This window comes from Flavobacterium sp. CSZ, from assembly GCF_015350725.1.
Taxonomy (GTDB): domain Bacteria; phylum Bacteroidota; class Bacteroidia; order Flavobacteriales; family Flavobacteriaceae; genus Flavobacterium.
The window spans coordinates 122,172-147,931 of sequence record NZ_JADKPQ010000015.1; the positions used below are offsets into that span (position 1 = coordinate 122,172).

General features: G+C 33.5%; 16 protein-coding genes. 12 read left to right on the forward strand and 4 right to left on the reverse strand.

Translation table 11 applies throughout. From position 1 onward, the window contains the following. The first annotated feature begins 351 nt into the window (after positions 1-351). The 11 genes from IRZ78_RS26215 to IRZ78_RS17630 all read left to right on the forward strand — a co-directional run bounded on the left by IRZ78_RS26215 (position 352) and on the right by IRZ78_RS17630 (position 16,980). Entirely contained in the window at positions 352-3,816 is a 3,465-nt protein-coding gene (locus IRZ78_RS26215; protein WP_228520517.1) for a VIT domain-containing protein, read from the forward strand. Positions 3,817-3,954: 138 nt separating this feature from the next. Beyond that, positions 3,955-4,932: a ribosome small subunit-dependent GTPase A gene (gene rsgA, locus IRZ78_RS17585; RefSeq protein ID WP_056248857.1), complete on the forward strand. Its 978-nt coding sequence runs from the start codon at positions 3,955-3,957 to the stop codon at positions 4,930-4,932. A gap of 190 nt (positions 4,933-5,122) precedes the next feature. After that, entirely contained in the window at positions 5,123-5,575 is a 453-nt protein-coding gene (gene dtd, locus IRZ78_RS17590) for a D-aminoacyl-tRNA deacylase (RefSeq protein WP_194617780.1), read from the forward strand. Between the two features lie 64 nt (positions 5,576-5,639). Further along, positions 5,640-7,547 carry a DUF3857 domain-containing protein gene (locus tag IRZ78_RS17595; RefSeq protein WP_194617781.1) on the forward strand — a complete coding sequence of 636 codons (1,908 nt, stop codon included), beginning with the start codon at positions 5,640-5,642 and terminating at the stop codon, positions 7,545-7,547. A gap of 19 nt (positions 7,548-7,566) precedes the next feature. Beyond that, positions 7,567-9,576: a DUF3857 domain-containing protein gene (locus IRZ78_RS17600; protein ID WP_194617782.1), complete on the forward strand. Its 2,010-nt coding sequence runs from the start codon at positions 7,567-7,569 to the stop codon at positions 9,574-9,576. A 1-nt stretch (position 9,577) separates the two neighbouring features. Next, positions 9,578-11,569, forward strand: a complete 1,992-nt coding sequence (locus tag IRZ78_RS17605; RefSeq protein WP_194617783.1) for a DUF3857 domain-containing protein — start codon at positions 9,578-9,580, stop codon at positions 11,567-11,569. 2 nt (positions 11,570-11,571) lie between these two features. Next, on the forward strand, positions 11,572-11,898 hold the full coding sequence (locus IRZ78_RS17610) for a nucleotide pyrophosphohydrolase (RefSeq protein ID WP_012022600.1): 327 nt from the start codon (positions 11,572-11,574) through the stop codon (positions 11,896-11,898). Positions 11,899-12,030: 132 nt separating this feature from the next. After that, a complete protein-coding gene (aroA, locus tag IRZ78_RS17615; protein ID WP_194617784.1) occupies positions 12,031-13,254 on the forward strand; it encodes a 3-phosphoshikimate 1-carboxyvinyltransferase in 1,224 nt (407 codons plus the stop codon). Between the two features lie 370 nt (positions 13,255-13,624). Continuing rightward, positions 13,625-14,674, forward strand: a complete 1,050-nt coding sequence (queA, locus tag IRZ78_RS17620) for a tRNA preQ1(34) S-adenosylmethionine ribosyltransferase-isomerase QueA (RefSeq protein WP_065448560.1) — start codon at positions 13,625-13,627, stop codon at positions 14,672-14,674. 194 nt (positions 14,675-14,868) lie between these two features. Then, entirely contained in the window at positions 14,869-16,146 is a 1,278-nt protein-coding gene (gene kynU / locus IRZ78_RS17625) for a kynureninase (RefSeq protein ID WP_194617785.1), read from the forward strand. A gap of 387 nt (positions 16,147-16,533) precedes the next feature. Further along, entirely contained in the window at positions 16,534-16,980 is a 447-nt protein-coding gene (locus IRZ78_RS17630) for a YMGG-like glycine zipper-containing protein (protein WP_194617786.1), read from the forward strand. 56 nt (positions 16,981-17,036) lie between these two features. Here IRZ78_RS17630 and IRZ78_RS17635 read toward each other — a convergent pair whose 3' ends face one another. Then, positions 17,037-18,848, reverse strand: coding sequence for a hypothetical protein (locus IRZ78_RS17635; protein WP_194617787.1), 1,812 nt, complete (start codon positions 18,846-18,848; stop codon positions 17,037-17,039). A gap of 320 nt (positions 18,849-19,168) precedes the next feature. Beyond that, the gene (locus IRZ78_RS17640; protein ID WP_194617788.1) at positions 19,169-20,725 is read right to left on the reverse strand and encodes a hypothetical protein; all 1,557 of its coding nucleotides are present in this window, start codon (positions 20,723-20,725) and stop codon (positions 19,169-19,171) included. A 116-nt stretch (positions 20,726-20,841) separates the two neighbouring features. Between IRZ78_RS17640 and IRZ78_RS17645 the strand changes: the two genes are divergently transcribed. Next, positions 20,842-23,232: a penicillin acylase family protein gene (locus IRZ78_RS17645; RefSeq protein WP_194617789.1), complete on the forward strand. Its 2,391-nt coding sequence runs from the start codon at positions 20,842-20,844 to the stop codon at positions 23,230-23,232. Positions 23,233-23,556: 324 nt separating this feature from the next. On the opposite strand, the gene IRZ78_RS17650 is transcribed toward IRZ78_RS17645, so the two are convergent. Next, positions 23,557-23,997: a hypothetical protein gene (locus tag IRZ78_RS17650; protein ID WP_194617790.1), complete on the reverse strand. Its 441-nt coding sequence runs from the start codon at positions 23,995-23,997 to the stop codon at positions 23,557-23,559. Between the two features lie 227 nt (positions 23,998-24,224). After that, positions 24,225-25,676, reverse strand: coding sequence for a serine hydrolase (locus tag IRZ78_RS17655; RefSeq protein ID WP_194617791.1), 1,452 nt, complete (start codon positions 25,674-25,676; stop codon positions 24,225-24,227). Positions 25,677-25,760 lie beyond the last annotated feature (84 nt).

The window sequence follows — 25,760 nt, forward strand, 5'->3', positions numbered from 1 at the left end:
TTTAAAAATAGATTGTTTTTTTTAAGAATCTCCGGCACTTTGTACAAAAAGTGTTGGAGATTTTTTATTTTTTTTAAAAGTTGTAAATCAGTATTTTATATATAAACATAGCCCCCGGTTTCAACCGTGGGGACGCAATGCATGTTCGCAATCTTTTGTGAGCGCATTGCATATTGATAATCTTTGTCACCACGGTTGAAACCCGTGGGCTATATTTTACAAGGTTTTTAATTTTAATCTTAGGCTAATATTTTCTTATATAACTTATATGGTTTAAATTTTTTATAACCCATTCCAACCTTTTTAGATTTTATGTTCTCTATACAATTATAGAACCTTAACTCTCGTGTTATGAAATCAAAATTATATTTATCTCAGCCAGGAATTTTTCAAGTAAACTTGAAAATGTTATTTTATTTGATATTGTTTTTAGGAACAAAATCCTTTGCACAAAGCCCCGAACTTAAAGTAAAAGGTGATGAAGCTGAAAAGGTTAGAATGAATAAACTAATTGTGAATGTAAAAGTGGTGGGAAATATTGCTTACACCACTGCCGAAATGCATTTCTTTAATTCAGGAGCCCGCCAGATGGAAGCGGAACTTATTTTTCCGTTGCCCGAAAATGTTTCGGTTTCTAGATATGCTATTGATATTAATGGTAAAATGCGTGAAGCCGTTCCGGTAAATAAAAACAAAGGGAAACAGGTTTTTGAAGCGATCGAGCATCGTCGTGTCGACCCGGGATTACTGGAGAAAGTAGACGGAAATAATTTCAGAACCAGAATTTATCCGTTGATGCCGAACGGAGAACGAACTGTAATCATTGGCTACGAAGAAGAACTTTCTGCTTTTGATAAAGAGAATCTGGCGTATCAATTAGTGAGTCGTTATCCTAAAAAACTGGATAATTTCGAAATGAATGTTTCGGTTTTAGCAACTGCAGCATCACCAACAGTGGCCGAGAATTCCGGTGATGAAATTGCTTTTTCAAAATGGAATCAATCTTTTCAGACTTCCATCAAAAAAGAAAATTATCAGCCTTCTGAAAAATTAGTTTTTAAAATTCCAATTCAACAAAATACGCCAAGTGTTATCATGCAGAATGTTGGCGGACAGCATTATTTTTACGGAAATACTTTTATCGAAGGAAATAAAATAGCCAAGAAAAATCCAGCTTCGATTGGTTTAATTTGGGATAATTCACTGAGTTGTAAAACACGAGATTTCAAAAAGGAATTGGCTTTGCTTGATGCTTATTTTCAGAAAATAAAAAACACAAAAGTTACTTTGTATTTTTTAAATTATGGTTTTGAAAAGCAAAATGAATACGTAATTACCAACGGAAACTGGGGAGCATTAAAAGCTGTTTTAGAAAATACCAAATACGATGGAGGAACTCGTTTTTCACAAATAAACTTTACAAATAACGACGAATATTTGTTTTTTTCTGACGGATTTTCGTCTTTAAGTGACAACGTTTTGCCAAAAACTAAAAAGCCTCTTTATACTATTACTTCATCCGTTTCTGCTGATTTTTCTTTCTTGAACTATTCATCAATGCAAACAGGCGGTAATTTTATCAACTTAAATCAGGTAAATCAAGAAAATGCTTTAGATAAATTGGTAAATACAAATTTGAAGTTTTTAGGAATAAAAGAAAACTATACTGTGAGCGATTTGTTTCCTATTGAAGGGACTTCGGTTTCAGAAAGTTTTAGTTTTTCAGGAATTTCTTTGAATCCAAAAAATGAAGTCACCTTATTATTTGGTTATAATAATGAAGCTGTTTTAGAGCGAAAAATAACGCTGGATGCTGCTGTTCAAAATACAAATGATGTGAATGTTGAAAAACTTTGGGCGCAGAAAAAAATAGCCAATCTTGATTTTCAGTATGCTAAAAATGCTGATGAAATTGAACTTTTAGGAAAGAAATATGGCATTATAACCAAGAATACCTCGTTGATTGTTCTGGAAGATATTCGGGATTATATTTCTTACGATATTATACCGCCGGCCGAATTGCGTGCTGAATTTGACAGAATTAAAAAACAGGAAAACGTTAATAATCTGGCGCAACAAAAGAATAATTGGGAAAGTATTGAAAGTTATTTTGAAGGTTTAAATAATTGGTGGAAAAAAGATATCAAATATTCAATTCCAAAACCGTTGCCAAAGCCCAAAGTTCAAAAAAATAGAAGATTAGTTAATAATACGTTAAGCAGAAATTCACGCAGAAGTGCAAGTCCAGTTTCAACCAGAAGTACAAATGTTGCAGCGGGTAAAGTTGAAGGGACTGTTTTAGATCAGCAAGGAATACCTTTGCCGGGTGTAACTGTAACATTAAGAGGAGAAAGAGAAGGAGTTTATACTGATTTTGATGGTAAATTTGTAATTATAGCAGCCGAAAATAGTACGCTTAACTTTAGTTATATTGGTTTTGACTCTTATCAGTTGAATACAGGAATGAATAATAAGTTTACAGTAGTATTGCGAGAGAATTCAGTACAATTAGAATCTGTTGTTGTAACGTCATCCAGAAGTATTAAAGGCGATGCTGATGCTGTGATGACAGTTGATGAGCCAGTTGGTTCAGGACCTGTAATGAATATAGTGGAAGAAGCTTCGGCAGCTGTAGAGTCTTCAGACAAAAAAGCAGAATCTGAGTTAAAAGAAGTGACTGTTGTAGGTTATGGAACGGTTAAAAAAGCTGAGGTCTCTTATTCTGTACAAACAATTTCGTCTGAGAATATTTCTAAAAACACCAATGTATCCCAGGCGCTTGCGGGTAAAGTTGCAGGAGTTCAAATAAGTCAAGCGACAGAAGGTGATACAACTTTAAATAAAGAAATTTTATTAAGTGAAGATGCTAAAAAAGATTTGATTGTAGAAAGTAGCGATTCTAATGTAATCGAAAATCAGCCTAAAACCTGGAATCCGGATCGATTATATCTTAAAGCTTTAGCATCGGCACCAAAAGATAAACAGTACGAATTGTATTTTGAATTAAGAAAAACGCAGGAAAGAAACCCGAGTTTTTATTTTGATGTAGCACATTTTTTCTACAATCAGGGAGACACTAAAAAAGCATTGCAGGTAATTAGTAATATTGCCGATTTAGGTTTGGAAAATCATCAGCTTTATAAAACGCTTACCTATACTTTACGTCAATGGAAATCTTATGAGGATGCATTATATACAGCAAAACAAATTGCTAAATGGAGAGCGCACGAACCACAGAGTCTAAGAGATTATGCATTGGCTCTGGAAGATGCAGGAAAGTATCAGGATGCTTTTGATGAATTGATTAAAGCACTGGAAGTAAATTATTACGGAGAAATGAGGGGGCAGTACGAAGATCTAGAAGATATTATTATAATGGATATTAATCGATTAACAATCCAACACAAAGGTTTGAAAACAGGTAAACTTGATGAAAAATATTTGGAGAAAATGCCGGTTGATATCAGAATAATTATGAGCTGGAACCAAATGGATGTCGATCTTGATTTACATGTTATTGAACCAAATGGAGAAGAATGTTACTACAGTCATACCGAAACAGAAGCAGGAGCAAGATTCTCAAAAGATTTTACAGAAGGTTATGGGCCGGAACAATATTTAATTCGAAATGCTCTTAAAGGAAAATATCAAGTTAAAACTAATTATTTTGGCGAAAGAGAGTTAACCGAAAGTGGTCCTGCAAGCGTTATGGTAGAAATTTATACTACAAGAGCAGGGAAGATTACAAAAGCTTTAAAGACAATTCAGTTAGGAAAAATCAAAGAAAATGAAATTTTAGCCGAAATTGTTTGGTAAATGAGTCAGTTTTAGAGTCAGTTTTTTAATTTTAAAAGGCGAAGTTGCGTTGTTCAATTCTAAAAACGTAATTTTGCCTTTTATTTTTTAGTTCGAAGAGCAATCTAAAATCTAAAATCAAAAACCTAAAATTAAAGAATGACAGGACTCGTATATAAATCTACAGGAAGTTGGTACACTGTAAAATCTGAAAATGGCGATTTTATAGAATGCCGTATGAAAGGGAAGTTTAGGATGAAAGGTATCAAGAGCACCAATCCCATTGCTGTAGGCGATATTGTCGATTATGAACTCGAAGAAACCTCTGATGCCTTGACCGGAACGATTTTTAATATTCACGAAAGAAAGAATTATATCGTTCGTAAATCGGTTAATTTATCACATCAAATGCATATTATCGCGTCGAATATTGATCGTGTATTCTTATTGATTACGATAAATAATCCGCCCACAACTTTCAACTTTATAGATCGTTTTTTGGTAACTGCTGAAGCCTATAATATCGAAACAATTTTGGTTTTTAATAAAATAGATACTTTTGATGAGCCAACGCTAGAAGATCAATTGTATATGCAATACGTGTATCAGCAAATTGGGTATAAATGTCTTCGTGTTTCTTCTACCGAAATGAAAGGTGTTGAGGAATTAAAAGAAATGATGATTGGTAAGGTAAGCATGTTCTCCGGACATTCAGGTGTTGGAAAATCGACTTTGGTAAATGCGATGGAGCCATCTTTACATCTTAAAACCAAAACCATTTCAGAAGCCAGTAAACAAGGTCAGCACACGACTACTTTTGCCGAAATGTATGATTTATCTTTTAATGCCAAAATTATCGATACACCGGGAATCAAAGGTTTTGGAATCGTCGATATGGAGAAAGAAGAAATCAGTGGTTATTTCCCTGAATTTTTCAAATTAAAAGATCAGTGTAAATTCAATAACTGTCTGCATAAAGAAGAACCTCATTGCGCTATAAAAGCTGCTTTAGAGAGAGACGAGATCGCCTGGTCACGTTACAATAGTTACTTAAAGATCTTAGAAGGCGACGACGAAAATTATCGTACAGATTCGTATGATGAAGATCGTAAAGCGAGTGATGAATTGAGGAAATAAAAAATAAATTCCAATTTCTTAAAATTGCTTCGCCTGTTCGTTAACGCTCGGGTCCAAATTCCAAATCAAAAATTATCGACAAAGTTTGAATGTAGAGATACACAGCAGTGCATCTAACACTAAGAATTTAAAATCTTTAATCCGTGTAATCTGTGGCTAAATAATTCACAATTTATAATTCACAATTCATATGAAAGTTGTTCTTCAAAGAGTTTCTCAGGCATCAGTTACAGTTGATGAAAAAAAAGTAGCTGATATTCAAAAAGGTTTATTGGTTTTGGTGGGAATTGAAGATCTGGATACTCAGGAAGATATTGATTGGCTGGTGGGGAAAATCATTAAAATGAGAATTTTTGGCGATGAAAACGATGTCATGAACTGCTCGGTTCAGGATATCGACGGCGATATTATCGTGGTGAGTCAATTTACGCTTCACGCTTCTACAAAAAAAGGAAACCGACCGTCTTACATCAAAGCAGCAAAACCTGAATTTTCGATTCCAATGTATGAGAATTTCGTAAAATCTTTAGAAAAAGAATTCAAGAAAAAAGTACAAACCGGAATTTTTGGTGCCGATATGAAGGTTAGTCTCTTAAATGACGGGCCTGTAACGATTTTAATTGACAGCAAAAACAAAGATTAAAAAATCATTAGACGAGTGTTAAAAATTTCTAAAAATAATATATATTTGGCGAAATTACTTACTAATGAAATTTACTTTTTCGGGATTATTTTTTTTCTTATTTACCCTTATTCTTTCAGCTCAAAAGAGCGAATATGCTGTAACAGCGATTTCTGATAGTCTTAAAGAGAATGCCAATGCTGTTGTTCGTTTGGATCAAATGGACATTGCTATTGTTTCGCAGAGAAGCATGAATATCAAAGTACAGCGAGTTGTGACGGTTTTAAATGAAAAAGGCCTAAGCAATATTGGTGCTTATCAGCACTATGATAAATCAACAGGAGTAAAAAGTATCGAAGCAGTTGTTTATGATATATCGGGCAAAGAAATCAAAAAAATAAAACGAAAAGATTTTAAGGATCAAAGTGCGGTAAGCGGTAGTACTCTTTTTTCGGATAACCGTGTACTTTATTTAGATTATACTCCAATTTCATATCCTTTTACTGTTGTTTATACCAGCGAAATCGAAAGTTCAACTACTGCTTTTATACCCCGATGGTATTTTTTAAGTGATTATAATCTGAGTGTGGAGAAATGTATTTTAAATGTTTCTTTTCCAAATGATCTTGGATTTAAAAAGAAGGAGTTTTCTTTTTCTGACTTTAATATAAAGAAAACTATTGATACCGATACAAAACTAAGTTATCTTGCTCTTAATATTTTAGCCAGAAAAGTAGAAGATTACAGTCCGTCTACTGATGATCTTTTTCCGAAAGTAATGATGGGCTTAGAAAAATTTCATTTAGAAGGTGTTGATGGTACTGCCACAACATGGGAAGCATTTGGTAAATGGTATGGTGATAAAATCTTAACAGGAACAACTACTTTGCCTGAAGAAACAAAAACTAAAATAAAAGCACTAGTTGGAGATGAAAAAGATCCTATAAAAAAAGCAAAGATCATTTACGATTATGTACAAAAAAAATCAAGATATGTAAATATTGCTGTAGGTATTGGTGGTTGGAAACCAATGCTTGCCAGTGATGTAGATCGTTTAGGTTACGGAGATTGTAAGGCATTATCTAATTATACAAAAGCGCTTTTACAGGTTGTAGATGTTCCGTCGTACAATACTATTTTATTTGGAGATCGCTACAAATCAAATATTCAGTCTGATTTTGTTTCGATGCAGGGAAATCACATGATTTTGGCTGTTCCAAATGGAAATCATTATACATGGTTAGAATGTACAAGTCAGGATGATCCTTTTGGATATCAGGGAACTTTTACAGATGATCGTGATGTTTTGATTATTAAACCGGAAGGCGGAGAAATCGTGAGAACCAAAGTGTATGAAGATATTGGAAATACCCAGATAGATAAAGGAACTTATACGATAGACGAAAACGGCAATTTTTTCGGCTCGATTATAATAACTTCAGAAGGTTCTCAATACAGTTCGAAAACTAAAATCGAAACATTACAGCCAACAGAAAAGGAATCTCATTATAAAGACTATTGGAGTAATATCAATAATTTGAAATTGGGAGAAATAACTTTTAGCAATAACAAAGAAAATGTACAATTTACTGAAAATGTACAAGTAAGTGCAATAAACTATGCGTCAATTTCTGCTAATAAAATGATTTTTACGGTAGACGCTTTCAATCAAACTTCCGGGAATATAAAGAGAATCCGCAATAGAAAAAATCCATTTCAAATTCAGCGTGGATATTTAGATACAGATGAAATCGAAATTAATTTACCAGCAGGTTTTTCGATAGAATTTTTGCCTTCAAATTTTGAATTGAAAGGAAAATTTGGAGAATACAAAACCGAAATCATCAAAAAAGAAAACAATAAACTGATGTACAAACGCTCTATGTTTTTAAATAAAGGGAAATATTCTAATAAAGAATACGATGAATACCGTCTTTTTATGGAGCAGGTTTCAAGAAACGATAACGCCAAAATTATTTTAACTAAAAACTAATTAAAACCAGAACCAACCAATGAAAATTACCAAACTTTTTAGTCTTTCACTTCTATTGCTGTTTATTACGAATGTAAAAGGGCAGGAATTTAAATTAGGAAAAGTATCTATTGCAGAATTAGAGCAAAAGGTACATCCCAAAGATTCATCGGCAGTCGCCGCAATTTTGTATAAAAAGGGAAAAACCAGAATAGAATATGATGTAAATAATGGTTTTGTGACCGTAGCAGAAGTAGAGACCAGAATTAAAATTTATAAAAAGGAGGGTTACGACTGGGCAAATCAAAATGTTTGGTATTACAACCAGTCTGATTTTAAAGAGAAAGTGAATTTCTCTGATGCGGTTACTTATAATTTAGTTGATGGTAAAATTGAAAAGACAAAACTAAAGAGCGAAGGAGTTTTTGATGAAGTTGTAGATAAATTTAGAGGTCAGAAAAAAATAACAATGCCTAATGTCAAAGAAGGTTCTGTTATTGAATTTAGCTATACGATAAAAAGCCCAAATGGTCAGATGATTAGAGAGTGGAATTTTCAAACCAGTATTCCGGTGAATTATTCTGAGTTTTCAACTTATATTCCAGAATATTATGTCTTTAATGCAAGACAAAAGGGATATGCTTTTCCTAAGAAAACTGAAGTTACAAATCAAAGATCTATTGTTTTTACAAATAAAGATAGAGATAGTGAGTATATACATACCAAAACAACATTTTCTACAAGTAAAGTAGATTATAAAGAAACGCAGACTACATATCTTGCTGTAGATTTCCCGGCGATGAAAGAGGAAGCTTATGTGAATAATATTGATAATTATACCTCAAGTATTCAGCATGAATTATCACTAACAAAATTTCCACAGGCAGAGGTGAAAATGTATTCTGTAGATTGGGAGTCAGTGGTGCATACAATTTATAAGGATATTGGTTCTGAGTTGAATAAGACCGGATATTTTGAGGAGGATTTGAAAAAGAAATTAGAAGGGAAAAATACAAGCGAAGAAAGAATATTGGTGGTTTTAGATCATGTAAAAGCAAATGTAAAATGGAATGAATATTTAGGATATAGCTGTGATAATGGTGTTAAAAAAGCATACAAAGAAAAAACAGGAAACATTGCTGATATCAATCTAATGCTAACCGCTATGTTGCGTTACGCAGGCTTAACCGCAAATCCGGTTTTGGTAAGTACACGTTCTAACGGAATCTCAATTTTCCCAAACAGAACTGCTTTTAATTATGTTATTGCGGCGGTTGAAACTCCAAATGGAAGTATTTTATTAGATGCCTCTGATAAATTTTCAACGCCTAACATTTTGCCACTTAGAGCTTTAAATTGGTATGGTCGATTAATTAGAAAAGACGGAAGCTCTGAAGAGGTGGATTTGATGCCTAAAAAATCATCAAACGACGTTGTTTTTATGAGTTATAGTATTGATCCAGAGGGAAAGATAACAGGAAAAACCAGAAGGCAATGTACCGATTATAATGCTATGATCACAAGAAAAAACATTAATGGATTTAAAGAAGAAGAGTATTTAGAAAAACTAGAAAATAGTAATAACAAAATAGAAATTAGCGACTATTCAAGAACAAACGAAAAAGAATTATTGTTGCCTACAATGGAAACATACTCATTTACTGGAAATAATTTGTGCGATGTTATTGGTGGGAAAATTTATGTAAATCCTATGTTGTTTTTTACAAACGAAAAAAATCCTTTCAAGCAAGATGTGAGAGAATACCCGGTCGATTTTGGATTTCCTTTTACAGACAAATACAACATAACTCTTCAAATTCCTGAAGGTTTTACAGCAGAAGTTTTACCTGCGCCAGCGATTATTAATATGGAGGATAATTTAGGGAGTTTTAGGTTTAATATTGCTCCAGCAGGAAACTCATTGCAAATAATTATTCAGCATCAAATTAACGAGGCAATTGTATCTACTGAAAAGTATGAAATGCTTAAAGAATATTATAAAAGCATGATTGCAAAGGAAACGGAGAAAATTGTTCTAAAAAGAATCTAATATGAAGTTTCAAAGCTTATTGATAATTGTTTTTCTACTTCTGGGAATTTCAAAAAGCAGCGCTCAAAATTATGAGTTGGGAAAAGTTACTGTTGCTGAATTAAAGGAAAAAATAAACCCAAAAGATACAACTGCGCCTGCTGCCATTTTGTTTAAAAAAGGAAAAACATTTTTTACGTTTACTAAAGACAAAGGTTTTTCTGCCAATCATGTTTATGAATTTAAAATTAAAATTTATAAAAAGGAAGGACTAAATTGGGCGGATCAAAAGGTGCGTTTTTATATTGGTTATGAAAATTTAAGCGAAGACCGATTAGAGTTTTCAAACGCAGTAACTTATAATTTAGAAAATGAAGCAATTGTTAAGACAAAACTAGGCAATCAGGGAGCTTTTACGAAAAAAGTAAATAAATTTTGGGACGAAAAAATAATAACGCTTCCTAATGTAAAAGTAGGATCGATTATAGAATACAAGTACATTTTAAAATCGGATAATATTGTAAAACTACCCGATTTTGATTTTCAATATGATATTCCGGTAAATTACTTCGAGTATAAAACAGATATTCCGGAATATTACATTTATAAACCAATTTTGGTAGGAGGTCATAAAGTTGAAACAGATTCAAAATTGACCAACGGCAGTCAAAGTTTTGAAGATGATTATAACAAGACAAAAAGCATATCCTATAAACAAATAAGCGCTTTTTATACAGGAAATGATATTCCGGCACTGGCGAAAGAGCCATATATCGATAATATTGATAATTATAAAGGATCTATTCAGCACGAATTAGAGAGAGTACGTTATCCGGATCAGCCTGTAAAAGACTATACGATAACCTGGGAAGGTGTTGCAAATACTATTTTTAAAGATAAAAGTTTTGGAAAAGAACTTAATGACAGGGATTTTTTACTCGAAGATGTTAAAAAATTATTGACTAATGTTGAATCACAAAAAGAGCGATTGAACATCATTTTTAAATTCGTTCAGAACAAAATGAACTGGAATGAAGAGAATGATTATTATACTCAGAAAGGGGTAAAAAAAGCTTACGCAGATCAAACCGGGAATGTGGCAGAGATTAATTTTATATTAATCAGTATGCTAAAATTGGCAGGAATAGAAGCGAACCCAGTATTGGTCAGTACTACACAAAATGGAATTCCGGTTTATCCCACAAGAACAGGTTTTAACTATGTAGTAGCTGCTGCTCAAATTGAAGACAAACAAATTTTACTAGACGCAACACATAAATTTACATCGCCCGGAATTTTGCCTTTAAATGTTTTGAACTGGAAAGGAAGATTAATAAAAGATGATGGAACTTCAGCAGAAATTGATTTAGTACCCAGCACAATGTCAAAAGAATACTCCAGTTTGATGGTCAAAATAGATAATCTTGGGAAAATAGAAGGTAAGATCAGAATTCAAAGAACAGATTATGATGCCTATCTTTTCAGAGTTGAAAATGCCAATAAGAATCAGGAAAATTATCTTGAAAAATTAGAAGAACAATTTGGAGATTCGAAAATTTCAAATTACACCATCGATAATAAAAAAACGAATATTCAGGAACCTGTTCTTGAAACATTTTCTTTAAATGCAGACAATAGGGTAGAAATTATTGAAGGTAAAATGTTTATCAATCCATTGTTGTTTTTTACCAGATCTAAAAATCCGTTTACTCAGGAAGTTAGACAAATGCCAGTTTATTTTGGTTACCCGACTCAGGAGAAATTTAATTTGAATATCGAAATCCCTGAAGGATATGAAATAGAATCTTTGCCCACTCCTGTTAAGATTTCGTCAGAAAATAAAGAGATCGTTTATATGTTAAATACATCTGGCGAAGGAAACAAAATTCGAATAATTAGTTCAAAAGAAATTAACAATAGTATTTTTGCAGCAGATCAGTACAATGGATTAAAAGATCTTTTCCAGAAGATGATTGCCAGTCAAAATGAAAAAATTGTTCTTAAAAAAATATAACTATGGACTTGAAAAATGCACAACTTGATGTAGATACCTGGATTAAAGAACACGGTGTTCGCTACTTTAATGAACTGACAAATATGGCGCAACTTACGGAAGAAGTAGGGGAAGTAGCCAGAATTATTGCCCGTCGTTACGGGGAACAATCAGAAAAAGAAAGTGATAAAAACAAAGATCTTGGCGAAGAATTGGCAGATGTTGTTTTTGTAGTTTTATGCCTTGCCAACCAAACCGGAATAGATTTGCAAGCCGCTTTTGATAAAAAAATGGACTTAAAATCGGTTAGAGATAAAGATCGTCACAAAAACAACGATAAATTGAAATAATTGTGAAATATCACTCATAAGTTTTGAATTATGAGTTTTGAATTTTGAATTATGAGTGGGGAGTGGTAAATTGCGTGGCGAATTACGTTTCTAACCATTCATAATTCATAATTTCAATTTACCATTAAAAAAATGAATTTACTACTTCAAACAACTCAACATAATTTACAAGGACAAATTGCAGTAACAGGATCAAAAAGCGAAACCAATCGCTTATTGTTGTTAAAAGCATTGTTCCCAAATGTTACACTGGCGAATACATCAAACTCCGATGATAGCGAGGTAATGCAAAAAGCCCTGATTGGTAATGACGAAATTGTAGACATTCATCATGCAGGAACAGCAATGCGTTTTTTAACTGCGTATTTTGCGGTAAACGAAGGCCGTGAAGTGGTAATGACTGGTTCAAGCAGAATGCAGGAACGTCCGATTAAAATTTTAGTTGAAGCTTTGGGACAATTGGGAGTGGAAATCTCTTATGAAAAAGAAGAAGGTTATCCACCAATCAGAATCAAAGGAAAAAAAGTAACTGCTTCAAAAGTTACTTTGGCAGCAAATGTAAGCAGCCAGTATATTTCGGCACTTTTACTTATAGCTTCAAAATTAGAAAATGGTTTAGAGTTGACTTTAGAAGGAGAGATTACTTCGATTCCATATATCAAAATGACTTTGGCTTTGCTAAACGATTTAGATATTCAGACTAGTTTTGAAAGAAATGTGATTAAGGTTTATCCAAATGCTGAAGTAGCTTCGAAAGAAATGGTTGTAGAATCAGATTGGAGTTCAGCATCGTACTTTTTTAGTTTAGTGGCTTTGGCCGATACAGCTTCCATCACATTGAGTAGTTATAAAGAAAATAGTTTACAAGGAGATTCTGAATTGGTTTCGCTTTATGAAAAGTTAGGAGTTCAGACTACGTTTCAGGACAATAAAATGACGTTGGTAAAACAAGAGAATTTTAAATACGAAACCGTAAACTTCGAGTTAAACAATACGCCAGACATTGCACAAACCATTGTTGTAACCTGTTTAGGTCTGGGAATTGGTTGCCATTTGACTGGTCTTCATACGTTGAAAATTAAAGAAACAGACAGACTTGAAGCACTTAGAATTGAATTGACAAAATTAGGTGCCAATATCTCGGTAACGAACGATAGTCTGACTTTGGTAGCTTCAGAAAATATCAATCATAATATAAAAATAGGAACTTACAATGATCACCGTATGGCAATGGCATTTGCACCTTTAGCCTTAAAAGTGCCGATTATTATTGAAGATGCTGAAGTCGTTTCTAAATCGTATCCTGATTTCTGGAATGACCTGAAAGAATTAAACTTCGAAATTTCAGAATTGTAATAGAAAAAGATAGCCACAAATTCACGAATTATTTTTAAGTTTCATTTTCAAATTAATTCGTGAATTCGTGGCGAAAAAAATACATAGCCTCCAGTTTTAACCGGAGGTTTTTTTATGCGCAAACTTCTTGGCTTTAGCCAAATAAAAACACCAGCAATTTTTAAAGATTCCTGATTTAAATGAACTTATATCACTTATATGGTGAAATCTCATTTTTTTATGTCACCAAAACACCACTAAATCAGCGACTTTTGAAAATAAACATCAAAACACTTGACAACGCCTATCTCACAATCGTATATTTGCACACGATTAAAAATCAGGTATTCAAATAATCCTGATCGAAATCTATAACTCATAACTTTCTCAAATGAAATTATCACATTTTCAATTTAATTTACCGAAAGAACTTTTAGCAGAATTCCCGGCAGAAAACAGAGACGAATCTCGTTTAATGGTAATCGATCGTCAAAAACAAACTATAGAGCACAAAATGTTTAAAGATGTTATCAATTATTTTGATGACGGAGACGTTTTGATTCTTAACAATACAAAAGTTTTCCCTGCACGTTTGTATGGAAACAAAGAAAAAACAGGAGCAAGAATTGAAGTTTTCTTATTAAGAGAATTAAATTCTGAGCAACGTCTTTGGGATGTTTTAGTTGATCCGGCTAGAAAAATCCGTATCGGAAACAAACTTTATTTTGGTGATGACGATTCGTTAGTTGCTGAGGTAATCGACAATACAACTTCTCGTGGTAGAACTTTACGTTTTTTATATGACGGTTCTTACGAAGAATTCAGAAATAAATTGACAGAACTTGGAGAAACTCCAATTCCTAAATACATCAGTAGAGAAGTAACAGCTGAAGATGCTGAAAGATACCAAACTATTTATGCAAAAGAAGAAGGAGCTGTAGCTGCACCAACTGCTGGTTTACACTTCTCAAAACACCTTTTGAAAAAATTAGAAATCAAAGGAATCAATTTTGCTGAAGTTACACTTCACGTTGGTTTAGGAACTTTTAACCCGGTTGAGGTGGAAGATTTGTCTAAACACAAAATGGATTCTGAAGAATTGATCATCAAACAAGAGGCTTGTGATATTGTAAACGAGGCAAAAGCAAAGAAAAAACGCATTTGTGCTGTTGGAACAACTTCGATGCGTGCTATCGAAAGTTCAGTTTCATCTCAAAATACTTTGAATCCTTACGAAGGATGGACAAATAAATTTATTTTCCCTCCTCACGATTTTAGTATTGCAAACTGTATGATCACCAATTTCCACACACCAAAATCAACATTATTAATGATGATTTCTGCTTTCTGTGGACATGATTTAATGAAACGTGCATACGATGAAGCAATCAAAGAAGAATACAAATTCTATTCTTACGGAGATGCAATGTTGATTATCTAATTTTTCAGATATAGAAATAAAATATAAAACCTATCAGAAATGATGGGTTTTTTTATTTACAATTGGTTTCAAGTTTCAGGTTTGATATTAGTTGCGGCCTTTGCGGTTAAATCTCCAATTTATGTCAACACAAAACTTGAAACATGAAACAAAGCAAACAAAATTTGTTATTTTAGCAGACAAAACAAAACACAATGACTTTTCAAAATACACGCGAATTCGCACGAGAGTTTGATTCGCAAGACACATTAAATCAGTATCAGGATCAATTTATTTTTCCTAAGGTAAATGATAAAAGAGTAATTTATTTTACAGGAAACTCCCTGGGCTTACAGCCAAAACGTACCAAAGCATATATAGATGAAGTAATGAATGACTGGGCAGATCTTGCTGTCGAAGGTCATTTTTATGCTGAGAAACCGTGGTGGGATTATCAGGAAAGATTCGCAGAGCCATTAAGTAAAATTGTCGGCGCCTTACCATCAGAAGTTACGGTAATGAATACTCTGACAGTGAATCTTCATTTATTGATGGTTTCTTTCTATCAGCCAAAAGGCAAACGTTATAAAATTATCTGCGAAGAAAAAGCATTTCCATCAGATCAGTATATGTTTCAGAGCCAGGTGCATTTTCATGGATACAAAACAGAAGATGCTATTGTAGAAATAAAACGTCGCGAGGGAGAACACAATATTCGTCTGGAAGATGTTCTCGCTAAAATTCAAGAAGTTGGAGATGAGTTGGCTTTAGTTTTAATTGGTGGTGTTAATTATTATACCGGACAGGTTTTCGATATTAAAACAATTACCGAAGCCGGACAAAAAGCAGGGGCAAAGGTAGGTTGGGATTTGGCACACGCTGCCGGAAACATCAAACTGGAGCTTCATGACTGGAATGTAGATTTTGCTGCCTGGTGCAGTTATAAATATATGAACTCAGGACCAGGAAATGCATCTGGCTGTTTTGTACACGAAAAACATCATAACAACCCCGACTTGCCTAGATTTGCAGGTTGGTGGGGACACAATAAAGAACGTCGTTTTAAAATGGAACCCACTTTCGATCCGGTTCATGGAGCCGATGGTTGGCAGATTAGTAATCTACCGGTACTTTCTTTAGCGCCTTATTTAGCATCTGTAGAAATGTTTGCTGAGGTTGGAATGGATGCCTTAATTAAAAAAAGAGATCATATTACCTCATACTTAGAATTTATCTTGCATGAAATAGATAAAGAGGTAAAAGGTAATTTCGAAATCATTACGCCTTCTAATCCTGAAGAAAGAGCATCGCAATTGTCTGTCTTTTTACACGGAGAAGGAAGAAGTCTATTCGATTATTTAATGAAAAACGGAGTCATTACAGATTGGCGTGAACCTAATGTAATTCGTCTGGCGCCAGTTCCTCTGTATTGCTCTTACGAAGATATGTACGACTTTGGACAAATCCTTAAAAAAGGAATTTTAGGAAAGTAAAAGTGAATTAATCTCGCAAAGTCGACAAGTTTTTAATAAAAATAGAAATTATCGTACTGTTTGTCATTTCGACGAAAGGAGAAATCTTCGCAAGTAACTCCGCAACGAGAATCAAATCTTTGTCGAGCTTCTCGTGAAGATTTCTCCTTTCGTCGAAATGACATAAAATGAGAAAAACTTTGCGACTGCGACTTTGCGAAATTTTTTTATATACAATACTTAAAAAGAAATCCGTTCTAAATCCACGACTTGCTGTAGCAATCCGTTTCATCTGCGTCTCACTTATGAGACAATCTTTAAATTCTGTAACCATTAGCCTAAATTATGTAACTTCAACAAAACGAATGTTCTTTAATTTGTAGTGTAATAATTTTAAAAAACAAAATCATGAAAGCCTTATATATTTTATTCGCCGCTTTATCAATTGTTTCTTGTCAGAACCAAGGAAAAGAAGACATTAATAAAGCTAAACAAGCTAGCATTGATTCGATGAAAGTTGAAATTGATAAACAAAGAGTTATTGATTCAATGAAAACTGAAATGGCAGACCTTAAAGAACAGCAAAAGGTAGAGCAACAAAAAGTAGAAACTCAAAAAGTTGTAGTAGTACATCAACAACAAGCAGACGGAACTGCCACTACCACAACTACCAAAAAGAAAAAAGGATGGAGTGCTACTGCTAAAGGTGCCGTAATTGGTGCCGGAGTTGGTGCTGCAACCGGAGCAATTGTGAGTAAGAAAAAAGGCGAAGGAGCCATTATTGGTGGTCTGGCCGGTGCTGCTTTAGGAACCGGAACTGGTGCTGTTATCGATAGCAAAAATAAAAAAGAGTAGAACAATTTCTATATAAATAAAAACCCCGATTTAATTCTAAATCGGGGTTTTTGAGTTTAAGCTAATTCTAAGGTCGGTATTTTTATGTTAGATAATTCGGATTTATAAAAATCAAAATCTTTTTTAATTTTACTTAAATCCTGTTTGAAATATAAAGCAGGAGAAAGTAATGTATTATAATATTCTATTCCTTCAAGAATGTTGGTTTTAAACGTATTCAACTTTTTTAGCTGTGCATTGGTAATATCTCCGGAAATATTGTCTATTTCATTTCTAAAATAATCCACATACATTTTTAATTCCTTCACAAATAAATTCGGCCTGTTGTCGTTTCTTAGAATCGATTTATTTCCATAAATATGGCCCAACATATCAGACAAGGAAACTTCTTGGTCAAAATAGGCCATATTTGGCCCAGGACAGATTACAACTCCCTGCGCTTGCCCTTTTATTTTAATGTCATTTTCTAAATACGACGCATTTGCCAAACCAACACATAAACATGATTTTTCGGTAATCGCAAATTTTGCTTTTTCAAAAGCTTTAGATGACATGGTGTCTTTTACGTTTTCTAATTCTTCAAGCTTATGGTCCTGAAATTTTTTCGAAGCAGTACAAATTCCGTGCGGATCATATTCTTTACTTAAAGCCAGGAATTTTTTCGGGCAGGAACTTCCGGCTTTATTCTGGTCGATTCTTTTTTGTTTTAAAATCTCGTTGGTAGTTCCTCTTAAAGTATTAAACGGAACTCCCAAAGGCGAAATGTGGCTTAGATATAAATCTTCTTCTTTTGCATCCATCAATAACTCACGAGTAGCTTTATCTACAGAAGTAGCTTCCGGAACCAATAAAAATGGAGATCCCCAGCCTACAGAATCTACTTTGTAATTATCTAATAAAAATTCATGTTCTTCAGCAGTTCCTACGCCGCCCTGAACTGTAATTTTAAGCGGTAAAGGATGTTCAGGAGCGTAAATTTGTTTTTGCTGTAATACTTTTGTCATCAACTCATGTGCAGATTGAACAAGCTGATCCTTTTTTTGTTTAAATTCTTCTAATATTGGCCCTAATAAAAGACCGTCTGTAGCAAAAGCGTGTCCACCGCAATTCAATCCGGATTCGATTCTGTACTCAGAAACCCACAGTCCTTTTTTGGCTAGAAAGTTGCCCTGAATCATCGCTGATCTAAAGTCGCTTACTTTTAAGGTGATTTTCTTTTTTAGCTCATTATTTAGATTCGGCAAAAAATCTGAAAAATTCTCAAAATAGCTGAATAATCTTGGATTCATTCCGGCAGAAAGTACTACAGAAGATTCAAGATTACTTCTAGCAAAGCCTCTTAAAGCTGCGTGAGCATCATTAAATTCAATAGGAAGCTGTTCGTTTTTATCAAAATTATCCTTATCCAGTTTGGTCATGATATTCACATCGATTTCTCCGGGATAAAGATGCGATTCGATATAATTCTGAATGTTTTCTTTAAAAGAAATTCCATCATCTAATAAATTCTGAAATCCCTTTTTTATGTCTGATGTATTGGGTAACATCGCCATATAATTTTCTAAAGCAGTTTTGCTTTCGATTAATTCAGTTTTAAAATTGTCGAATTTTTCTTTTACAATTTTGTCAACTAAATTAAGGTATGACGTAATTCTTTCGGCTCTGTAGTCGTGAAACTTCTGACTTATTTCCTCATAAGGAAAATTGAATTTTGTGCTATAAAAATTACGCATCTTTTCAATTAAATCATCATCGGCTATAGAAACTACAGATGAAATTCCATATTGCGCTACTCGAATTGGGCTGTCGATTGTATAGGCGAGTCCCATTACAGGAATATGAAAAGTGTGTAAAGGTGGCTTTGTCATTTGTTTTTAAATTAAAAATAAAAGCAAATGTTGGAAAATTTATCCTTAAAAAAACTGATAATTGTCAGGTTTTAAAATGGTTGAAAATTATATGATGACTAAAAAGTTTGCCACGAATTTCACGAATTTCCACTAATTATTATTAAGCAATTAATTACGTTACTTAACATTTTTTTTATTCCGGGAATACATACTGCTTAGCTAGCTTTGTCAAAGTTTTGCACAATCCTATAGACTTCAATATTACGAGGAATTATGTATATATTAATTCGTGCTAATTCGTGAAATTCGTGGCTAAAAAAAATCGTAATATAAAAATATCAAATCAAAATCTTCTTCAAAGATTCCGCTATACTTCTCCAGAGAAAATTATAAAATGACTTTTCCTGAATTCTTTCTAGCTCAACATCGGCGGTTTTTGGTTTTTCTTCTGAGTCATCTTTAACCAATAAATTAACAATTGCTGATTTTAATTTGGCTTCTTTTTCAGGATTTTTCTTTTTGTATAATTTTACTTTTAGATCGTCATAATCCAATGAGGCATTTCCTTTAGCTATATTGTCATTTCCATAAAAATTAAAACGATACTTGTTAAATACTCCTGTAAATGAAGCATTCATGTAAGGTTTGCTAAATCTTCCCATAGCGGTAACATCAAAGTTGGATATTGTTCCCTGAATATGAAAACTGTCTTTTTTATCTAACACATTAAAACTCCAAACTACATCCAGAGGAGAATTTTTCATGAAAATACAATTTACTTTAATCTTAACATCGGCAGTTTTTTTTAATCCAAAACCACTTTTTACGTTAGTCACCTGCATATTAAAACGATCAAAGTTTAGAATACCCGGGCCTTTCTCAAATTCTTTTTCCTCTTCGTAAACTAATTTCGATTTTAAAATTTGTATAGTATCAATTTGTAGCGGAAATTTAATGTTGCGTAGTAAATGATTGTAAAGGTATTTTTTGCTCAAATCATCTTTAGGCATTTTGCCGCGATAAATATTCGCATCAAAATGATTTACTATCAAAGAATTTGCTTTGAAGTAAAAGCGGTCGTTTTTGAAGCCCCAATCCATTTTTTCGACGTGAGCCGAATCAAATTTTAGAGTGTTAATGTCTTTTTCTTTCTCCAGATGTTTTACAAATTCTTTGCGGCTAAGTTGCGGAATGTAGGAGAAATTATTAATTTTTAGAAAGCTTTTTTCAGTACTTATTTTTCCAATATTCATATGGTAAAAAGCGCTCTCACGATAAAACAAGCTGTCGATTACTAACGCGTAGCTTTTATAACGAAGGGGAATTTTTTCTTTTAATGTCACGTCAGTTAATAATATACCTTCAAGTTTCAGTATTATTTTTTTAATGCTTAAAATTGGTTTTTCACTATCCAGAGAAACGACATCTACAGTTCCGTTGTTTAAATAGATATTCGAAACCGAAATTATTTTTCTAAAAGGTTCAACGATTTCATTATTTATGCTTTTGCTGTCGTTTATAAGTTTTTCTCCTTTTTTGTATAAAATTACACGAGGTTTATTGATGATAATACTTTCGGCCTGAATAATATCATTAAAAGCCAGATCCCAAATATTAAAATGCTGGATCGTTATGGATTCTATTTTAGAGAAAATCCCGTTTTTGCTATCTTTTGGTTGATTTTTAGGGCTTACTAATAATGTCGTGGCATGAATATTTCGTGAAATTAGCGAAACTTCAATTTTTTCATAATGAATGTTGTATGCGGTTTTGTTTTTCTCGTTTACAATTATGGGTAATTGTTTTTTTATCCAATAGTTAAGACCAATATTGGCTAAAATCACAAAAAGAAACAAAGAAATTACTCCGATCGCTATTTTTTTATAGATTGACATTTATAGTATTGATTTTAAATACATAAATTTAGAGTTTTAAAAGCGATGTTTTTTACAGGATTCTGTCTTAAAGTTACATCATTACCCAATCATTTATCCTAATACTTTTTTTGAATATGAGAAAAATTAAAAAAATTCTACTGGTTTTATTCGTATTGATTGTTGTTCTTGGAATTGGTTTATGTGCTTATATTTTTCATCTGAAACCCAAATATGAAGGTGAAGTACAATTGAAAAACCTCCAGAAAGAAACCACGGTTTATTTTGATGATTTTGGAGTGCCTCATATTTATGCCAATTCTGAAAAAGATGCCATGACGGCTTTAGGATACGTTCATGCGCAGGAACGATTATGGCAAATGGAATTACTTCGCCGTATTGCTCCCGGAAGATTATCAGAAATCTTTGGATCTGTGGCGCTTAAAAATGATAAATTTTTCTCCGGAATTGGTATTGAAGAAGCTTCGGCGAAAGCCATTGCCAAATTAGATAAAAACAGTCAGAGTTATAAAATGACATTGGCTTATTTAGATGGAATCAATCAATATCTGGAAGAAGGCACAACGCCAATTGAGTTTACTTTGGTAGGCGTTAAAAAAGAAAAATTTACGATAAAAGATGTTTATAATATTTTTGGATATATGTCTTTTAGTTTTGCGATGGCGCAAAAAACAGATCCTTTGTTAACAGATATTCGAAATAAATATGGAGCAGAATATTTGAAAGATCTGGGAATTGAAGGAGAGTTTAATACCACACAAATTAAGAGTTCTAAAGAAGATATTGAAGAATATACGACAATTGCAAAATCGGTAGCGACATTGTTGGATAACTCTCCAATTCCGCCTTTTGTGGGAAGTAACAGTTGGGTGGCTGGGCCAAATAAAACCAAAAGCGGAAAGGTGATTTTTGCCAATGACCCACATATTGGTTTTTCGCAGCCGGCAACCTGGTACGAAGCGCATTTAATTACTCCGGAATTTGAATTATACGGTTGCTATCTCGCCGGAACTCCGTACCCATTATTGGCACACAATCGTGATTACGCCTACGGATTAACCATGTTCGAAAATGATGATATCGATTTTTATCAGGAAAAAAATAAAGCGGGAGATGCAAACCAATATCAGACTCCAACAGGCTTTGCAGCGTATGAAACCAGAAAAAAAACAATTAAAGTAAAAGATACATCGGATGTGGTGCTTACGTTAAAATCAAGCCGACACGGACCCATTATGAATGATTTATTGGAACGTTTAGACCGAAAAAATCCTATTGCCATGTCCTGGATTTATACCCAACAGCCTATTCAGATTCTGGATGCGGTTTATGGACTTTCTCATGCTAAAAGCAAAGAAGATTTCAGGAAAGCAGTTCAATTGGTTGCAGCGCCGGGACTGAATGTAATGTATGGTGATGCCAAAGGAAATGTGGCCTGGTGGGCAACAGGAACACTTTATAAACATGATAAAGGCGTGAATTCGTTTCTTATTTTGGATGGAGCAAGTGGGAAAGACGATATCAAAGAATATCTTGATTTTTCTAAAAATCCATCGGCCGAAAATCCAAAATGGGGTTATGTTTATTCAGCCAATAATCAGCCGGAAGCTATCGATGGTTATTTGTATCCCGGATATTATTTGCCGGAAGATCGCGCTAAAAGAATCTCCGCTTTAATGGATGCAAAATCAGATTGGGATAAAGAAGCAATCAGTAAAATGATTTTTGACAATACTTCTCCAATCGCTCCGGGAGTAGTTCAGAGTTTAATTTCGAATGTAAATATTGCTTCGCTTTCGCCAAAAGAAAAAGAAGTAATTACGGCTTTGAAATCATGGAAAGGAACGAATAATCTCGAAGATGTTGGATCGACGATTTACAATAAATGGATTTATTTATATCTAAAAAATACTTTTGAAGATGAAATGGGAGAAGATAATTTTAATCTGTTTTTAGGAACCAGTTTAGGGAAACAAATTATTGCCAGACAAATTGAGAATGAAAATTCGGTTTGGTGGGATGATATTAAAACCAAAAATGTAAAAGAAACCAGAGCCGAAATTGTTTCAAAAGCGTTTCATCAATCTGTAAAAGAACTTCAGGAACAATTAGGCGATCAGGTTGCCGACTGGAATTGGGGAAAAGTACATACGGTAGAACACGAACATCCGTTAGGAAAAATAGCTGCTTTGCGTAAACTTTTTGATGTGGGACCTTTTGCAGCTCCGGGATCAAATGAAGTCATAAACAATCAATTCTTCGGATTTAACAAAGAAGGAAAATATTATGTAAAAGGCGGGCCATCAACCCGAAGAGTCGTTGATTTCTCAGATATAGATAATAGCTGGAGTATCTTGCCAACCGGACAATCCGGAAATCCGTTCAGCAAACATTACGGCGATCAGGCTGAAATGTACAATGCAGGGAAATTCAGAAAAATGAAATTAAATAAAGAGGAGATTATAAAAACGTCGACTAAACTGGTTTTTAAACCAGCGAAGGAATAAGCTTTTTGTTTCAGGTTTCAAGTTTCAGGTTCTCGGCTTGTGTGTTTTGGCTTGTGTGGTTTTACCGCAAAGTGCGCAAAGTTTTTTTACGCAAAGATTCGCAAAGGTTTTTAACCTTTTGTGACTTTGTCATAAAGAACACAAAGCTTTATGTAAATGGTTTGACTGTAAGGATCTTTGTCAAAGTTTTAAACTTTGACAAAGATTTCGACATCTAAGAAACCTTTGTCTCTTTGAGCCTTTGCAACTTTGAACCTTCTTTAAAAAAAACTTAGAACCTTAGCAACTTAGCATCTCAGAATCTAAGAAAAAATCTTTGAGCCTTTATTTATACTTTCCCCGAACAATATCATTCGCAAATATCTCCAGATTATACCCCAGAGCATCATTAGAAATCATAACGTTTGAGGTTTGGTAAGCCGTATCTTGTTTGTATGTTTTTAAGAGTGTTTCTAATTCTATTTCGTTGTAAAACGCGAACATATTATAGACGGCATCCCTGAAATTTTTATAATTGATGGTTTCGGTTATTTCGACTGTTTTCTGATCGTTCCATTTTTCTTTAAGGGCCGCTTCGTTTATGGTTTCCAGGCAAAAATCAACAACATAGTTTTTGTAATGTGCGGCTTCAACAATTTTGTCAATGATAATTTTGTTTTGCTGAGTTGGCATTGGAACTGTTTTGGCAGCTGTTTGAGAATTACCAATGATTGGAATAAACAGGCATAGTAATGATACTAAAAGTTGCATCTTTAATTTTTTCATAGGTTAAATAAATAGTATTTACAGCTTTAAAAGTTGTAAATCAGTTTGATTTGGGTTTTTAAAATTGTTTTTTTTGGGCAGCGCTAAAATAGTTTTTTTATACTAAATACCGAATTGGAAAAACACTTTTAAAATAAAAAAACTCCAATAATTTTGGCTTAAAACCAGAATTATCGGAGTTGGTAAGATAAAGATTACCGCTATTGAGCGTTGGCTCTTTTTGGGTATTATTTTTTCAAAAGTTCTTCTAATGCTTTTTTACCGGCGTCATTGGTAGGATCAAGTTCTAAAGATTTTTTATAGTTTGTAATGGCTAATTTTTTGTTGCCGTCTTTTAGATAAGCTTCGCCCAAACTATCATAAACATTTCCTGATTTTGGATACGTTTCGGCATTTATCCTGAAAACCTCTATGGCTTCTTTAATTTTTCCGTTTTGAAGCAATTCGTATCCCACTCTATTCATTTCTCCTTCAGAAATGGCGTAAAGAGGATCATTTTTAAGTTTGTTATACGTATTTAAACCACTTGCAACTCCTTGTTCTGAGAAGCTATCCAGTAATTCAAATGCTAAAGACATTTTAGGTGCTTTAAACGACTGATTGTATAAAATAGCACGAATAGACTGGCTGATTTCATTTAAAACCGTTCCGCCTGTATTGTTTAATAAAACGATTAGATTTTTATCTCCTGGAATTCGGTAAATGATAGTATTAAATCCGTTAATTCCGCCACCGTGCTCTATAACTTTTACTTTGCCCGATGCTCCGTCAGCTTCTTCGATAAACCATCCGTAACCGTAAGATCCTTTTCCGGCTTTGATATAAGAATTAAATAAAGATTCCATTGATTTTGATGAAAGTAATTTATTGGTATAAAGCGCCTGATCCCAAAGATAAAGATCTTCGACAGTAGAATATAATGAACCCGCAGCATACGGAATACTCATGTCAAGGTAAGGAGCGTTTCTGATTTTTTTACCTCTTTTTTCGTAACCGGCAGCTCTGTTTTTCAAAATAACATCGGCATGATCGTAACCGGAGTTTACCATTTTTAATGGAGTAAGAATGGTTTCCTGTAAATATTGCTCATACGATTTTCCTGAAATTTTTTCTATAATGTATCCCAATAAAAAATAGCCTGAATTACTGTAATTGAATTTCTCACCTGGCGTAAATTCAAGTGCTAAATTCGAAAATGTTTTTACAAATTCTTCAGGAGTATAAGGATTTCGGCTATTATCTTTAAAGAAATTAGGAAGAGAAGTGTAGTTTGGAATACCTGAAGTATGGGTAAGTAAATGTTGAATCGTTATTTTATCACCCGTTGCTTTTGGATAATCAGGTAAATACGTAGTAATAGGAACATCTAATTTTATTTTGCCTTCTTCTGCTAGTTTTACAATCAGGAAAGCTGTAAATTGTTTACTGATAGAGCCTAATCTAAACTTCGTGTCGGGCTCATTAGGAATATTCCATTCCATATTGGCAGAACCAAATCCTTTTTTTAGAATTACTTTTCCATTTTCGGCCACAAGTGCTGAACCGTTAAACTGGCCGTATTGATTGTACTTGCCAATAAGTTCGTCAATTTGTTTTGCTTTGTCTTGCGCAAAAGAAACATTTAGGGCAAAAAATTGAAGCAAAATGCTAAGAACAATTAGTTTGATTGATTTTTTCATAATGATTGATTAGTTAATTATGGTTTAATGATCGATTTTGATTGATGATTGAAACTTTTTAATCACGAGTGATTAAGATGGCGT